Origin of the sequence: Mycobacterium lentiflavum (assembly GCF_022374895.2) — a bacterium.
Lineage (GTDB): Bacteria > Actinomycetota > Actinomycetes > Mycobacteriales > Mycobacteriaceae > Mycobacterium > Mycobacterium lentiflavum.
Genome location: NZ_CP092423.2, coordinates 1,564,964 through 1,579,112, shown reverse-complemented (window position 1 = coordinate 1,579,112; position 14,149 = coordinate 1,564,964). Strand labels below are relative to the sequence as shown.

15 protein-coding genes are annotated in these 14,149 nt (G+C 64.2%); 7 read left to right on the top strand and 8 right to left on the bottom strand.

Annotation, left to right across the window (positions count from 1 at the left end; genetic code table 11):
* Nucleotides 1-375 precede the first annotated feature (375 nt).
* Nucleotides 376-1,119: a YwaF family protein gene (locus tag MJO58_RS07670; protein WP_239722492.1), complete on the top strand. Its 744-nt coding sequence runs from the start codon at nt 376-378 to the stop codon at nt 1,117-1,119.
* Between the two features lie 138 nt (nt 1,120-1,257).
* Here MJO58_RS07670 and MJO58_RS07665 read toward each other — a convergent pair whose 3' ends face one another.
* A complete protein-coding gene (locus MJO58_RS07665; RefSeq protein WP_090600989.1) occupies nt 1,258-1,719 on the bottom strand; it encodes a hypothetical protein in 462 nt (153 codons plus the stop codon).
* Between the two features lie 171 nt (nt 1,720-1,890).
* On the opposite strand from MJO58_RS07665, the gene MJO58_RS07660 reads away from it, so the two are divergent.
* Complete coding sequence (locus MJO58_RS07660; RefSeq protein WP_090600988.1) at nt 1,891-2,610, top strand: hypothetical protein; 720 nt, start codon at nt 1,891-1,893, stop codon at nt 2,608-2,610.
* 275 nt (nt 2,611-2,885) lie between these two features.
* Complete coding sequence (locus MJO58_RS07655) at nt 2,886-5,321, top strand: glycogen/starch/alpha-glucan phosphorylase (RefSeq protein ID WP_239723186.1); 2,436 nt, start codon at nt 2,886-2,888, stop codon at nt 5,319-5,321.
* A 38-nt stretch (nt 5,322-5,359) separates the two neighbouring features.
* Here MJO58_RS07655 and MJO58_RS07650 read toward each other — a convergent pair whose 3' ends face one another.
* The 3 genes from MJO58_RS07650 to MJO58_RS07640 form a co-directional block, all read right to left on the bottom strand.
* A complete protein-coding gene (locus MJO58_RS07650) occupies nt 5,360-5,566 on the bottom strand; it encodes a long chain fatty acid-CoA synthetase Faa4p (RefSeq protein ID WP_350355914.1) in 207 nt (68 codons plus the stop codon).
* A 173-nt stretch (nt 5,567-5,739) separates the two neighbouring features.
* Nucleotides 5,740-6,546, bottom strand: coding sequence for an SDR family oxidoreductase (locus MJO58_RS07645; protein ID WP_239722490.1), 807 nt, complete (start codon nt 6,544-6,546; stop codon nt 5,740-5,742).
* On the bottom strand, nt 6,543-7,421 hold the full coding sequence (locus MJO58_RS07640; protein WP_090600985.1) for an HpcH/HpaI aldolase/citrate lyase family protein: 879 nt from the start codon (nt 7,419-7,421) through the stop codon (nt 6,543-6,545). The genes MJO58_RS07645 and MJO58_RS07640 overlap by 4 nt, the downstream gene beginning before the upstream one ends.
* A 225-nt stretch (nt 7,422-7,646) precedes the next feature.
* Between MJO58_RS07640 and MJO58_RS07635 the strand changes: the two genes are divergently transcribed.
* The 4 genes from MJO58_RS07635 to MJO58_RS07620 all read left to right on the top strand — a co-directional run bounded on the left by MJO58_RS07635 (nt 7,647) and on the right by MJO58_RS07620 (nt 9,844).
* A complete protein-coding gene (locus MJO58_RS07635; protein WP_090600984.1) occupies nt 7,647-7,832 on the top strand; it encodes a hypothetical protein in 186 nt (61 codons plus the stop codon).
* 77 nt (nt 7,833-7,909) lie between these two features.
* Nucleotides 7,910-8,119, top strand: coding sequence for a hypothetical protein (locus MJO58_RS07630; protein ID WP_239722488.1), 210 nt, complete (start codon nt 7,910-7,912; stop codon nt 8,117-8,119).
* On the top strand, nt 8,116-8,823 hold the full coding sequence (locus MJO58_RS07625) for a PAS and ANTAR domain-containing protein (protein WP_239722487.1): 708 nt from the start codon (nt 8,116-8,118) through the stop codon (nt 8,821-8,823). The genes MJO58_RS07630 and MJO58_RS07625 overlap by 4 nt, the downstream gene beginning before the upstream one ends.
* Nucleotides 8,824-8,980: 157 nt before the next feature.
* Nucleotides 8,981-9,844 (top strand): pyridoxamine 5'-phosphate oxidase family protein, encoded by an 864-nt coding sequence (locus MJO58_RS07620; protein ID WP_090600981.1) that lies wholly within the window; start codon nt 8,981-8,983, stop codon nt 9,842-9,844.
* A gap of 180 nt (nt 9,845-10,024) precedes the next feature.
* On the opposite strand, the gene MJO58_RS07615 is transcribed toward MJO58_RS07620, so the two are convergent.
* The 4 genes from MJO58_RS07615 to MJO58_RS07600 are packed head-to-tail and all read right to left on the bottom strand — an operon-like array spanning nt 10,025 to nt 14,103.
* Entirely contained in the window at nt 10,025-10,441 is a 417-nt protein-coding gene (locus tag MJO58_RS07615; protein WP_239722486.1) for a hypothetical protein, read from the bottom strand.
* A 16-nt stretch (nt 10,442-10,457) separates the two neighbouring features.
* Complete coding sequence (locus MJO58_RS07610) at nt 10,458-11,954, bottom strand: glycoside hydrolase family 130 protein (RefSeq protein WP_434086312.1); 1,497 nt, start codon at nt 11,952-11,954, stop codon at nt 10,458-10,460.
* On the bottom strand, nt 11,951-12,973 hold the full coding sequence (locus tag MJO58_RS07605; protein ID WP_239722484.1) for a glycosyltransferase: 1,023 nt from the start codon (nt 12,971-12,973) through the stop codon (nt 11,951-11,953). The genes MJO58_RS07610 and MJO58_RS07605 overlap by 4 nt, the downstream gene beginning before the upstream one ends.
* Complete coding sequence (locus MJO58_RS07600) at nt 12,970-14,103, bottom strand: glycosyltransferase (protein WP_239723185.1); 1,134 nt, start codon at nt 14,101-14,103, stop codon at nt 12,970-12,972. Before MJO58_RS07600 ends, MJO58_RS07605 begins: the two co-directional genes overlap by 4 nt.
* Between the last annotated feature and the right edge of the window lie 46 nt (nt 14,104-14,149).

The window sequence follows — 14,149 nt, the reverse complement described above, 5'->3', positions numbered from 1 at the left end:
CAGGTCTTGCCCATTCCCGACGTCATGAGCGACTCGACGGCAAACGGCTGCTGGTGTTCCAACCCTAGCGAAGCTCTGTCCGCTGCGAGCGGAGAACCGCAAGTGATCGTCAACCTCTGAGCGCGCAGATCATCGCCCAGCGCGGGCCCAGACCGCGATTCGAAGGGCCAATCCTGTCCCTGCCAGTACCCAGGCCTAACAGAGCCTTCTGCGCGGCCGGCGCGGGCCTCATGGTGGATACAGACGCAACCGCGTGGACACCGAAACACTGATCTAGGGAGAGACGTGATGTCTGAACTCAACTTCAGCCCGATCACTATGTCCCAGTCCGGCAGAAGGCGCGTGGTCGCTTGTCTGATCGCAACTTTGGCGATAGTGGCGACGGCAGATTTGGCCACGATTCCTGCGACGCAGCAGTTCTGCGCCTACGGCCCGTCACATTTGGCGGTGCTCGTGGTCTTCGCGATCGGGTCCGCCGCGTTGGTGTGGACTGGGCACCGGCAGACCGGACCGCAGGCTCGGCATTTCGGCCGCGTCCTGGGTGTCGCGATCATGGCGATTTTCGGTGTGGCCCTGGCGTACAAACTCGTCCAGCCAACCATTGCCCAGTCGGTGCCGCTGCAACTGTGCGATATCGCCGAACTCACGGCGGCCTACGCGCTGTGGTCGCAACACACATGGGCCGCCACACTTGTCTATTACTGGGGTCTCCCCCTGAGCTCACAGGCGTTGATCACACCGGATCTCAACGCAGCGGACTTCCCTAGCCATAGCTTCCTTACCTTCTTTGCGCTGCACCTGCTCGTGGTATGGGCGGCCATCTATCTGACTTGGGGCTACGGGATTCGGCCGGGTTGGCGCAATTATCGTTTCGCGATCCTCACGACCCTCGCGTGGGGAGCGTTCACCTTGGTCTTCAACACAATCGCGGGAACCGACTACGGCTTTCTCAACCGGAAACCCGCCAACGCCTCAGCCCTGGACTTTCTAGGGCCCTGGCCCTTCTACGTGCTGGCCGAAGTCGCCATTGTTGGTGCGATCTGGGCGCTGATGACCTGGCCGTGGGAGCGAAAAGCCGTACACCGCGCCCCACAAGAACCTCGAAACGTGCTGGCCTAGAAGCGAATACCTCATGCGCGAAGCGCAGAGACGCTTGAGGCATGAGGTATTCAGAGCCCAACCGCTTGGCGCCGATGACCGAGACAGCGCCTCGGCTGCGAGTGATTGCAGCCGAGGCGCTGGTAGCGCTGTGCGGGATCAAGCCCCAGGAGCGCTCGCCACGCTGCGAGCTTCAATCGCCCTGACGCTGCTGGAAAACGCCTTGCCCAACGAGCGCTTGGCGATGGTTGCGAGCACGCGCGACAACACTCGCCCCTTGAAGTTCTTGCCTTCTCGAACGATGACTACGTCCACGTCGGTCGTTCCGTCGGGCCGCTGCTGAAGGGCGTAGGTGTAGCCGGAAGCTCCGCCAAACACGTTGGAATCAACGGTCGTGAGCTTGACATGGCTCGGGTCAGACCAATCGTAATGCAGTCTCTCCCAAATTCCGCTCGAGCCCTCCGTGACGTCGGCCTCCCGAGATCCCTTGTGGTGCACCGTCAGATAGGCATCGGCACTGTTGACAAAAATCTCCGACCGTCCGGGCCCGAAGTCAGTGAGCCCGGCTATGAACTGCGCTGGAGTCGATGTTGTCGACGCGTGAAAGTGGATGACAGACATGACACATTCCTTTCTTGATGACATTGGACGCGGCATCGCTGCATCGTCTACGCCAATCAGCACGCTGGACGTGTTCGCAAATTCCAATCGACCCAGCGGCAGCCACTCCCAACTGATACGTGGTACCGACGGGGACACCTTAGGTCGTCATTCTCGGCCTATCCTCAAGTGATGTCTGGCCTGCTTAAAGCCGTGCTCGCGGCGCACGGAGGAGTTGACCGCTGGCGCAAATTCAGCTTTATGGAGGTGACCATCGTCAGCGGCGGCAAGCTGTGGGCGATCAAGGGCCAACCGCAAGATCCTTCGCCGCGGCGGATGACCATTGCTTTACACCGCGAATGGGCATCGATTCGGCCGTTCGGTGCCACAGACCAGAAAACCGATTTCACGCCAGAACGCATCGCGATCGAGAAGTTAGACGGCCGCGTGGTCGCCGAGCGATCGAATCCGCGAGATTCATTCAACGGCCACAGCTTGACCACACCGTGGGACCCATTGCAGCGCGCCTACTTCAACGGCTACGCCCTGTGGACTTATCTGACCACGCCGTTCTTCATGACGCTGCCCGACTTCGCCGTCAACGAAATCGATCCGGTCGAGCACGACGACGAGCGGTGGTCCGGATTAGAAGTGCATTTCCCAGCGCAGTTCGCCAGCCACAGCAGCAAGCAAGAGTTTTACTTCGGCGATGACCACCTGCTGCGCCGCCACGACTACCGAGTGGACGTCGCCGGCGGATTCGCCGCGATCCAGTACCTCTACGACATGGTTGAGGCTGACGGTATCAAGGTGCCGTCCAAGCGCCGGGCGTATCGCTGCGACGCGGACGGCCAGCCGATGCCAGACGAGCTCATGGTGTCGATCGACGTCAGCGACATCCAGCTGAGCTGAGGACTTCGAGCCGCTGACCTTCCCGCGCGCCACCAACGCCGTTTCGTCGCCAGTGCGTGAGGTTGCGTTCACGTGACGGTCGTCAGTTTCGCGCCTGGTGTGCAAACACCGCTGCCAGACTGACGAACTGCGCGAAGCTGGGCAGATCGGTGCGATACTGCCACCACCTCTAGGGAGTAGGAATCACGATGACCGATCTCGATCAGAACCCCTCGGACGGATTGTCTGCCGCCCCTTCCCGGCCCGCCGACCTGGCCGAGCACTCTCGCACCGGGATGGGCGCCCCCGCGCTGCAGCGCGCGATCACCGACCACCTGCGCTACTCGATCGGCCGTCCGGCCGCGGCCCTGCGGCCCGAGCACTACTATCGGGCGCTGGCGCTGGCCGTGCGCGACCGCATGCAGGACCGCCGGGTGGCGTCGACGCAGACCTCGCTCGACCTCGGACGCAAGGTGACCTGCTACCTGTCGGCCGAATTCCTGATGGGCCCGCAGCTGGGCAACAACCTGCTGAACCTGGGCCTGGAGGGCGCCGCGAAGTCCGCCTTGGCCGCGATGGGACAGCGGCTTGACGAGGTGCTGGCCTGCGAGGAAGAACCGGGGTTGGGCAACGGCGGCCTCGGCCGGCTCGCGGCCTGCTACCTGGACTCGCTGGCCACCCTCGAACGTCCGGCAATCGGCTACGGAATCCGGTACGAATTCGGCATTTTCGACCAGGAGATCCACGACGGCTGGCAGGTCGAGCAGACCGACAACTGGCTGGATCGCGGAAACCCTTGGGAGATCGCCAAACCCGACGTTAACTATGTCGTCAAGTGGGGTGGTCACGTCGAGCACTACACCGACGAGGCGGGGCGGGAGCGCGCCCGGTGGGTGCCCGGATTGATGCTCAAAGGCGTCGCGTACGACACCCCCATCCAGGGCTACGGCGTCAACACCTGCAACGTGCTGACGTTGTGGAGCGCGCGGGCGGTCAAATCTTTTGCGCTGGATGCCTTCAACACTGGCGACTACTACAAAGCGGTCGAAGACGAGGTGACCTCGGAAACGGTCACCAAGGTCCTCTACCCCAACGACGAGCCGGAGGCCGGCAAGCGCCTTCGTCTGCTACAGCAGCACTTCTTCGTGTCCTGCTCGCTGCAGCACGTGCTGCACATCATGGACGATCTCGCCGACGCGGGCGTCCGGGAGCTGCCCCAGCGATTCGCCCTGCAGCTCAACGACACTCACCCGTCTATCGGCGTCGCCGAGTTGATGCGGCTGCTGATCGACGAGCGACACCTGGAGTGGGAAGAGGCGTGGGACATCACCGTCGCGACCTTCGCCTACACCAACCACACCCTGCTGCCCGAAGCGCTCGAGACCTGGCCGCTGCAGATGTTCGGCGACTCGCTGCCGCGCCACCTGGAGATCATTTACGAGATCAACCGGCGGTTCCTCAACGAGGTACGCACCCGATTTCTCGGCGACGCGGACCGCGTCCGCCGGATGTCGCTCATCGGCGAGGACGGCGGCAAGAACGTACGGATGGCTCACCTGGCCACCGTCGGCAGCCACGCCATCAACGGCGTCGCCGCTCTGCACTCGGAGCTGCTGAAAGAAAGTGTGCTCAAAGACTTCTACGAGATGTGGCCAGAACGGTTTAGCAACAAGACGAATGGCGTGACGCCGCGGCGATTCCTCGCGCTGTCCAACCCCGGGCTGCGCGAGCTGCTCGACCGCACCATCGGGGACGGCTGGCTGAAGGACCTGGGCAAGCTGCGCGGGCTGGAACCGTTCATCGACGACTCGTCCTTCCGGGAGCAATGGCGCGACATCAAACGCACCAACAAAGCGCGGCTGGCCAACTTCATCCACGACACGACCGGTGTCGAACTGAACCCCCAGTGGATTTTCGACATCCAGGTCAAGCGGATTCACGAGTACAAGCGCCAGCACCTCAATGTCTTGCACATCATTGCGCTGTACTACCGGCTCAAGCAGAACCCCGAGCTCTCGATTCCGCCGCGCGCCTTCATCTTTGGCGGTAAGGCAGCGCCGGGCTACTTCCTGGCCAAGCGGATCATCAAGTTGATCAACGCCGTCGGGGAGACAATCAACAACGACCCGGTGGTCAACAAGTTCCTGAAGGTCGCGTTCATCCCGAACTTCAACGTCCAGAACGCGCACCTGATCTACCCGGCCGCCAACGTGTCCGAGCAGATTTCCACCGCAGGCAAGGAAGCTTCAGGCACCGGCAACATGAAGTTCATGATCAACGGCGCCCTGACGGTAGGCACGCTCGACGGAGCCAACGTCGAGATTCGCGAAGAGGCCGGAGCGGAGAACTTCTTCCTGTTCGGCCTGACGGTCGACGAGGTCGAGGCGCTCAAGGCAAGCGGTTACCGCCCGTCGGATTACATCGACAGCAATGACGAGCTGGCCGCGGTGCTCAATCTGATTGCCGACGGCACGTTCTCGCACGGCGACACCGAGGTGTTCAAGCCGCTGGTGGACAACCTGCGTTACGACGACCCCTTCCTGGTGTGCGCCGACTACGCCTCCTATGTGGAGTGCCAGGGCCGGGTGAGTGCCGCGTGGCTGGATGGGGAGTCGTGGACCAAGATGTCGATCCTTAATACCGCGCGCAGCGGCAAGTTCTCGTCGGATCGCGCCATCGCCGAGTACTGCGACGACATCTGGAAAGTCTGGCCGCTGACGGTGAAGATCTAAGCCGTTCGACCGCTAGCGTCGCAGCGCGGATTGCGGCGCTAGCGGGTCTCTTTCGAGACGTAAACGATGATGTAACCGACCGGGATGCCGGTACGGGCGGCGATGCATTCGCGCGCCACCGAATCGACCGCGGAGCGGCGGCTAGCGCGCGCGACCGCGGCGATCTCCGGGACCCGGACGATCCACCCGTCGCTGTCGCGAGTGATCTCGATGTCGAAGCACTGACCGACCTTTGGGAAGGTCACACGCGCAGCGCTGCGCGGCGATTGCGCACGTCGCAGGGTGGGCTGAATAAGCATCTGCTTTTCCTGAGTCGACAATGGGCCGCGCGCAAGAATAATGCGAAACCGCGCCAAACACCTAATCGGCATGGCCAGCTGGGACCTCACCCGTGACCTCACCGTTGTGTGACCGTTAATCAGCGATAGCCCGGCAGATCCGGTACGCCGCTGGCCGTCAGCCAGCCGCCGCCGTCGACCACCAGCACGGCACCCGTCACATAGGACGCGGCATCGCTGACCAGGAACAACACCGTCTCGGCGACCTCGGTGGTCGAGCCGGGGCGCCGCAACGGATTCTGGATGGCTCGGTGCTGGTCGTCGCCGGCGATTCTGCGGACACCCTCGGTCCCCGACATCGCCCCGGGGGCAATGACATTGACCCGAACCCCATCGGGCCCCCATTCGATCGCACAGGCACGGCTGAACGCGTCAACGCCCGCCTTGGCCGACACGACGTGCGCCTGCAGCGCCATGCCCCGGTACTGGATTGCCGCGCTGATGTTCACGACGGCGCCACCGTGCTCACGCAGCCAAAGGTCGTACGCCGCTTTGGATACGTTGAACGTGCCCAGCAGATCGATGTCGACCACCGCCTTGAATCCGCCCGCGCTCAGGTCGCTGATCGGGACCGGGAAATTCCCGGCGGCGTTGTTGACGACAATGTCGAGTCGACCGAATGCGGCCAGCACGTCCTCGACGACGACCGTGACCTCGTCACTGCTCCGGACGTCGCAGACGCCGTACACAGCCTCAATCCCCTCTTCCCGCAACGTCCTAACCGCGGCCTGAAGATTGGGTTCCTTTCGGCTGCAGATGGCCACGCGAGCGCCATGGCTGCCCAGTACCCGGGCGATCTCCAAACCCAGTCCGGTGGCCCCGCCGGTAACCAGCGCCGCCTTCCCTTGCAGCAGATCCACCCGGAATGGGCTCGGGCGGACCGTCATTGGGATTCCAGTTCGGAGATGAGGTCGGCCAGAGCGAGGATCCGCTGCGCGTCACGCACGTGCAGGTTTTCGATCATGCGGCCGTTCACGGTGATAACGCTGTTCCCCGCGGCCTGGGCCTGCTCGTACGCCGTAACGATCTCGCGAGCATCGGCCAGCTCTTTGTCCGAGGGCCCAAACAATTCGTTGGCGGGGGCAACCTGGGACGGATGGATCAAGGTCTTGCCGTCGAAACCCATCTCGCGGCCCTGCTGTGCCTCGGCCCGGAACCCCGCTTCGTCGTCGATGGTGTTGTATACGCCGTCCAAGATGGCCTTGCCCGCCGCTCGCGCGCCCAACACGGCAAGCGCCAACGCGGGTACCACCGGTGCACGTCCAGGTACATGCAGGCCATGCAGGTCGTTGACCAGGTCGTTGGTACCGACCACCAGCACGGTCAACCGATCGCTGGCAGCCGCGATCTCCTCCGCCCGCAGGATGGCTCGCGGCGTTTCGATCATCGCCCACAGCTGCAAAGACTGCGGCGCATCGAGCGCATCGAGCGCATCGGCCAGCCTTCGGACTTCTTTTCCGGTCTCAATCTTCGGCACGAGCACCCCATCGGCGGCCGAACCGGCGACAGCGGCGAGATCGTCGTCGTGCCAATCGGTTCCCGCGCCGTTGATACGCACCACAACCTCGCGAGGTCGATAGCCGTCTGACGAGAGCGCGTCGCACACCTTCGCTCTGGAACCAACTTTGGCGTCGGGGCCGACCGCATCCTCGAGATCGAAAATCAGCACATCGGCGGGGAGCGATTTCCCCTTTTCGATTGCTCGATCTTTGTTGCCGGGGAGATACAGAGCGGATCGGCGCGGGCGCGGCGTCGGTGCCATGCGGTTAGCGTAGAGCGCTTGGCTGGCTGCCCGAGAAAGTGGTGGCGGTCGGCATCGTGATCGGCATCGTGATCGGCATCGTGATCGGCATCGTGAAATGCCGCGATTTCGTCGCACCATTCGCGTCAATGTCGCGACGCGCGAAATTAGGGCGGTGAGAATCGGCGTTGAGAGGTTTATGCTGGTACTCGCGGCGTAGTGCCGACCGAAAAGTTAGGTCGAAGCATGAGCACTGACAAAGTCAATCGCGGCATCTTGCTTACGATGGTGGCCCTCATAACGATCGCCTACATCGCGCTTTACGAGCAAGCCTCAACCAACTTCAGGCTGTACGTGCCCCTGTGCGTGGCGGCCTTGGTGGGATTGCTGATTCACGACGCCGTGAACAGCCACAAGCCCCACCGGCACTGAGTCGATACCACGTCGGCTCCCACGGATCGTGACCTGAATCACCCATCCGTGGGGTGATCGGCTCCGAACACCGAAGTATGAGTCAACTGCAGCGCGCCGACGACCTGGCGGTGCGGGACTTTTGGTTCCCCGGCGACCACTGGTTCGGCCACCGATCCCCCACGGATGAAGAGATGGCCGAGTCGAGATCCGCAGCGTTGTTGATGTCCTCGCTCCGCACCCCGGACAGCGTGGCGAAGCCCGAGGACGCCGGCAACGCGCACCAGCAAGCGAGGCTTCGCCGATGACCAGGCGAATCGTCAGTCGCGTCGACCTTCGTCCGGCGCCCCGAAAGGCTGATGACCCCGGCGACGTCGACGGGCTCGCCGCACTTTCTCCGCAGGGGGTGGGATGGTTCCGCTTCTACTTCGATGATCAACGCTGGGAGTGGTCTGAGCAGGCGCAACGGTTGTACGGGTATGAGCCGGGAGCCGTGACCCCGACGACAGAGCTACTGCTTTCGCATCAGCATCCGGATGACCGCGACCAAGTCGCCGCGACCCTCGACGCGATCACGCACACCCGTGGTGCATTGACCGGCCGGCACCGCATCATCGACACCGGCGGCGTGGTGCGCTGGGTGATCGTCGTCGGCGATCAGTTTTCGGATCACCACGGCAAACCGATCGGCACCCACGGCTTCTACCTCGACGTCACCCCCACGCATCATTCAATGCATTCAGTGGAGGACACGATCACCGCACGGTTGGGCGAGATTGCGGACAAACGTGCGCCGATCGAGCACGTCAAAGGCATGCTCATGCTCGTCTATAACCTCGACGACAACGCCGCGTTCGAGTTACTCAGTTGGCTGTCCCAGAAAAGCAACGTCAAATTGCGCGTCCTGGCCGAAAAAATCGGTGTTTCTTTGCGGGCAGCCGCGCCGAGCGCAATAGTCGATCGAACCATTTTCGACCGTGCACTGATGACCGCGCATCGTCTTGCCGATTAAGACTCGTGCGCGGTGACGGCGTTGAGTACGACGCCAGGGCGACGACGTGCCGGGGCGGCCTGCCCGCAGCGCACACCGAAAGCCGCCAGCGCACCGCGTCGAGCCGATTGGCACGAAGCATCGGGAAGTTCTGCAGCGCCGGCGACGTTACCCAACCGTGGCGTTAACGGGTTTCCATGAGGGTGAGGTTGCGACCCAACGTCGGGCCGGCGTCGAAAGGGCCGCACAACGCCTGGAAAACATGCTCGGCGCGCATGGCTTATCCGGGGGTGCTGCGCAATTCCTGGCAACGCAGCGGTTTGCCGCGATCACCGGACGTGACCGCGAGGGAGTGCTCTGGGTCTCCCCGTTGTCGGGGCAGCCGGGGTTCCTGCGCGGCGCCGAAGACACCGTGCAGATCTCGGCCGTTCCGCGCGAGGGCGATCCCCTGCACCGGATGCCGGCCGGCCAACAGGTGGGCCTGATCGCCATCGATTTCGCCGCCCGGCGCAGAATGCGCATCAACGGCAGCCTCACCGAAAGCGACGGCGCCGGCCTGCTGGTGCACGTCGACCAGGCGTACGGGAACTGTCCCCAATACATCCACCGCCGCGACATCAACGTCGCCGCCGTCACCGCCCCTTCCGAAACTCCACAGCAAACAACATCTTTGAGCGCAGTGGATCGAGCGATCATACAAGCCTCGAACACGTTCTTCCTCGGTACCACGCATCCTTCCCGGGGCAGTGATGCATCACATCGCGGAGGTCCGCCCGGATTTGTTCGGGTCGACTCCCCCAACAGGCTGTGGTGGCCGGATTACCCGGGCAACAACATGTTCAACAGCTTCGGCAACCTGGCGGTCGACGACGAGGCCGCGCTGTTGTTCGTTGACGTCGCCACCGGCGCCAGCCTGCAGCTGTCCGGCAGCGCCGAGGTGGAGTGGACCAGCCCCGGCGCCGACGGTGACGACGGCGGCGTGGGACGTCGCGTCGTATTCTCGGTCGGCTCAGTTGTCGCGTCGGGAGATCTGGGCACCTAGCGGCCGGCTGGCAGGGCACGTTAGCCAGCCTTGGTCAATATGCGTCCAAGCATTTAGGGCCGCTATGACCTAACCAAAAGTGTTGCGGGTGAGCAGGATTGGTGATCCGGATCCGCCGGGTGCGACTGCCTTCAATTCGTGACGATAACTCTGCCCACACTCAGCAGGAGATTCACGTAACTACGGCATAGGCGGGATGCGATGCCCCTGCAGCGAGGAGCCCGGGTGGCGGATCGTATGGCGCCCGAGCTTGCGATTGTGCATGGGTTCGCGCGCCGACTTCTGGTGTTCGAGCTGCCGGATCAACTCATGCTTGGCTTCGTGCAGGGCGCGCGTGATGTCGGGGTTGTCGGCGACGGCCACCAGCGGCGGGAGACCAGGCAACGTCGTTCGCAACGTGACGCGCTGCTCCTTGCGGCCGCGGTTCTGCAACGAGACTTCCAGGCTGACGTCAAGCGCGTCCCAGCGGCCCAGATGCGGCTCGAGCGTCGCCAACGCCCCCAGGACGTGCGGACGTTCCTTGGCTACGAATCCCGCACCCATGTGCAGGACGTACTCGCCGAGCGGATTGCGCGCTTTGGCGGTGGACCTTTTCATCATGCTGATTGTGACCTCATCTCGTGCGATCTGACTGCTGAACGATCGTGTCCAGCAGCTGCGGAAGTTGCGCGGTGGCAATGCCGATGGCGCCGTCGGCAATCCCGTACGGGAGCACCAGGGTGTCGGCGTGAACGAGCGCGCCGCAGGAGTAGACGACGTTGGGCACGTAGCCGTTTTGTTCGTCGTGAGCGGGGCCCAGTAGTGGGCGCCGTAACCGGCCGAGCACCCGGGTCGGGTCGTCGAGGTCAAGCAGAATCGCGCCGATGCGATATGTGCGCATGGGTCCGACGCCGTGGGTGAGCACCAGCCACCCAGCGTCGGTTTCGATTGGCGGGCCGCAATTTCCGAGTTGTAATGCTTCCCATGCCTCGGCCGGTTGCTGGCAGGGCGAGGCGCTCGTCCAGACCGCAAGATGGTCGGCGAAGGCGACGGTGTTGGACTCGCGGTCCGATCGTGACATGGCGGCGTAGCGACCGTGTATTCGCCGGGGGAACAATGCCAAACCCTTGTTGGCCGCGGCCTTCCCGACGAGCGGCCCAGACGTGAAGGACCGAAAGTCCTTGGTCTTGAGCAGTTGTTGGCTGATGTGGGACCCGCTATAGGCCGTATAAGTGGCGTAGTAGGTGACCGAGCCGTCGTCGTCGACGAAGCGAACGAAGCGGGCGTCTTCCATCCCGGCCTGCTCGGCCTCCATCGACGGCCACAGCACGCGCTCGGAAACCGGTACTTCGCTGGGGAATTCGATCGCATAGCACCGAGCGGCGATAGCGTGCATCAGGGCGACGGTGCGCTCCCCATGCCCGCGGGTGCTCAGGTGGGCCCGGAGATTGTCGAGTCGCGCGTTGAGGTCGGATCGCGTGAAGCGGTCGCCGAGCTCATCTAGGACGTAGTTCGCGGCCTCCCCGGCATCGCCGAGGCAGTCGAGTTCGGCGCGGAACACCGCGGCCTCGAGCAGCGCGTCCGACACGCCGCCGGTAGTGGCGAAGTGAGCCGGCTCGTCGATTGTGGCCCGGCCCGCGGCGTCGACGACACCGGTGCGGAACCCGATTGACGAGCGGTGTCCTTCCCCGATCCCCCGCACGCTCATCACGAATCTCAGGCTGCCTGCCGCGGTGTCGGTCTGGTCGGGGTGGGCCACAATGCTGGGATTGCACAGCGCCGCCCCCTCGATGGCGTACTCGCTGGTAAAGGCCGCTCCTAGCAACAGTATTCGCGCATCCGAGAGGTGCGCATCGGGATCCAGGCGGTCGGCGAGCTCGCGGGCGTGCCGACGGAACGTACCCACGAGGTCACGGTGGCGTCCGTCGAAGCGGGTCATGATGTCGTCCAGGGACGACCGAACGTCGTCGTCGGTCAGCGCGAGAATGCGCTTGAGCACCACTCCTGCTCGTGACTCCTGAAGCTCGAAGCCCTCCTGGCCGGGGACGAAGAGCCGGGTGATCACCCGCGCCGAGTTGGCCGCAATGCGGTCGGGGCTGCGGGTGACGAGCCCGGTGCGCATCAAAGTCATTGTGGGACCGGCGAAAAGCGCTGTGCGTGCTGCAGGGTCGAGATCACCGCAAGGGTCGATTCGGCGCCCTGGTTGAGGTTGACGCATCCGGCGAGCAATCCGTCGAAGCCACCGCCAGTCTCCGTGTCCCACATGACCAACCCGGAGTCGTTGGCGCCCTGGAACCAGGCGACGGCCGACCGGATTCCTTCCGGCCAGAGGGCGCGCGGATCGGCGGCTACGGCGCGTGCGCAGGCATCGGCGAGAGTGGCCACCTCGATCGGCTGCTGGTCGAAGGCGGGCAGGCTGTCCTGCGGTCCCCGGCCGCCCACGGCGGTGGGCGACAGGTGGCCGTCAACCGTTTCGTAGTCGAGCAGCCATTCCAGCAGATCCAGGCCACGCTGTTTCAGGTCCGGGTCGTCCAGCGCGACGCCGGCAGCGATCATCGCCTCGGGGAGAATCGCATTCGCGTAGGTGAGCCTTGGCTCGGGCCATGGCCAGTCGGACGTGGTCTCGGGTCTCGCGACAGTGGCGGCATAGTCGGTGAGGAGTCGCAGGGCCGCAAAATTACCGGGCTCGAAGCGGAGGAGTTCGGCGGCGCCGACGGCGGCGAACGCCATCGCCCGCGGCCACGGTGACCTGCCCTTGGCGGCGCGCTCGAACTGAATCACGGCCATTCGGCGCACCAGATTGACACCGCTGTGGCCGGCGGCGGTGCCGAGCCCCCAGATGCAGCGGCCCCAGTGGTCGTCGGTGGTGGGCTGGTCCGTCCACCGTCCGGCGTGGTCCATCCGGTTGCGGCAGGAGCCGTCGTAGGACTGGGCGTCGTTCAAGAACTGCAGGGCCTTGCGGGTGAGGCCCTTCACGGCCCCCGGCGCGTCGGGCTCGCGGGTGCTGACCACGAGCACTCTTGCCATGTCGTCGGTGCAGTATCCGTGCTCACGGCGGGGCTCGGTCATGCAGGCGTGCTCGAAGGTGGCGCGATGGTCCGTCATGTGCAGCAGGTGTGCGAACACCGGGGTGGGAGCGGTGTCGGTCACGTCAGCGCGGACTGGTTAGCAAGCAGCCGTTGCGCCACGCCGAGGTAGGTGTTGGCGACGACGGGCCAGGCGATGCTCGGGGCCAGTTCGCGGGCATTAGCGGCCATGGACTCGGCGGCGTCCGGGTCGGTCAGCACTCCTCGCAGCGCTGCGAGGAGTGCGTCGGGTTCGTCGTGAGCGACGACGGCGCCCGCGCCGCTGCTGAGAAGCTCGACCGCGTGCGGGAAAGCGGTTGCGACGATCGGGCGGCCACTCGCGACGGAGTCGACCAGCACACCGGAGGTAACCTGGTCCTTCGAGTCGTAGGGCAGGACTACAACGGTAGCCGCCTGCAGGAGCGCGGTGAGCTCTTCGGGGGTGCGGTACACGGCGTCGAAGGAAACCGAATCGGTGACGCCGAGGCGTTTCGCCTGCGCGACAAGTGCTTCGCGATATCTTTCCCCCTGCGCGGCGAGGACCTTGGGGTGAGTGCGGCCGGCAATGATGTACCGGGGCGGATTGGGCAGGTCCGTCAGCGAAGCCATGGCGTCGATGACCCGCTCGATGCCCTTGCCCGGCCCCAGCAGACCCCAGGTCAACATGGTCGGCCGGTCAGGATGCTGCATGCCATTGGTCCTGGGGAGTGCTGCGCCGTGCGGGATGACGGTGACCTTGTGCTGGTCGACGGCGAAGCCCGCGTACAGGCGTTGGCGGGCGACCTGCGACATCACGATCACTTCATCGGCCAAAGCCATCACCGATTCGAGCACCGAAAGTTGTTGTGGTGTAGGATTTTTGAGCACCGTGTGAACGACGACGATCGACGGGACACGCAATCCGGCCATGATCTGGACGACCTCGTCTCCGTCGGGACCGCCATAGATGCCGTACTCGTGCTGGATGACGGCGACGTCGCTCTGGTTGAGGAGCTCGGCGGTTGCCGCGACCGACGCCGCCGAGCCGTTGACGAGTTCGCCTGTGACGTGGGCGTTCTCACAGACGTCACCGTCGGCGATGCGCACGACATTGACGTCGGCGCCTCTGGCTGTGAGTCCGTTCACCAGGGCAGCGCTGAAGGTCGCCAGGCCGCATGGCGTCGGCGAGTAGGTGCCGAGGACGCCAAAGCTCGGCACGTACGAGAAGTGCTGCATCCCAAAGGGTGCGATCAATGGCTGAAACAACGATCGAGCATTCAAA

Excerpts from the sequence above, each read along its gene's own strand:
- MJO58_RS07660 (WP_090600988.1), top strand. The coding sequence starts at position 1,891 with ATGTCTGGCCTGCTTAAAGCCGTGCTCGCGGCGCACGGAGGAGTTGAC.
- MJO58_RS07610 (WP_434086312.1), bottom strand. The coding sequence starts at position 11,954 with ATGACTTTGATGCGCACCGGGCTCGTCACCCGCAGCCCCGACCGCATT.
- MJO58_RS07645 (WP_239722490.1), bottom strand. The coding sequence starts at position 6,546 with ATGACGGTCCGCCCGAGCCCATTCCGGGTGGATCTGCTGCAAGGGAAG.
- MJO58_RS07625 (WP_239722487.1), top strand. The coding sequence starts at position 8,116 with ATGACCAGGCGAATCGTCAGTCGCGTCGACCTTCGTCCGGCGCCCCGA.
- MJO58_RS07655 (WP_239723186.1), top strand. The coding sequence starts at position 2,886 with ATGGGCGCCCCCGCGCTGCAGCGCGCGATCACCGACCACCTGCGCTAC.
- MJO58_RS07600 (WP_239723185.1), bottom strand. The coding sequence starts at position 14,103 with ATGCAGCACTTCTCGTACGTGCCGAGCTTTGGCGTCCTCGGCACCTAC.
- MJO58_RS07665 (WP_090600989.1), bottom strand. The coding sequence starts at position 1,719 with ATGTCTGTCATCCACTTTCACGCGTCGACAACATCGACTCCAGCGCAG.
- MJO58_RS07630 (WP_239722488.1), top strand. The coding sequence starts at position 7,910 with ATGAGTCAACTGCAGCGCGCCGACGACCTGGCGGTGCGGGACTTTTGG.
- MJO58_RS07640 (WP_090600985.1), bottom strand. The coding sequence starts at position 7,421 with ATGGCACCGACGCCGCGCCCGCGCCGATCCGCTCTGTATCTCCCCGGC.
- MJO58_RS07615 (WP_239722486.1), bottom strand. The coding sequence starts at position 10,441 with ATGAAAAGGTCCACCGCCAAAGCGCGCAATCCGCTCGGCGAGTACGTC.
- MJO58_RS07635 (WP_090600984.1), top strand. The coding sequence starts at position 7,647 with ATGAGCACTGACAAAGTCAATCGCGGCATCTTGCTTACGATGGTGGCC.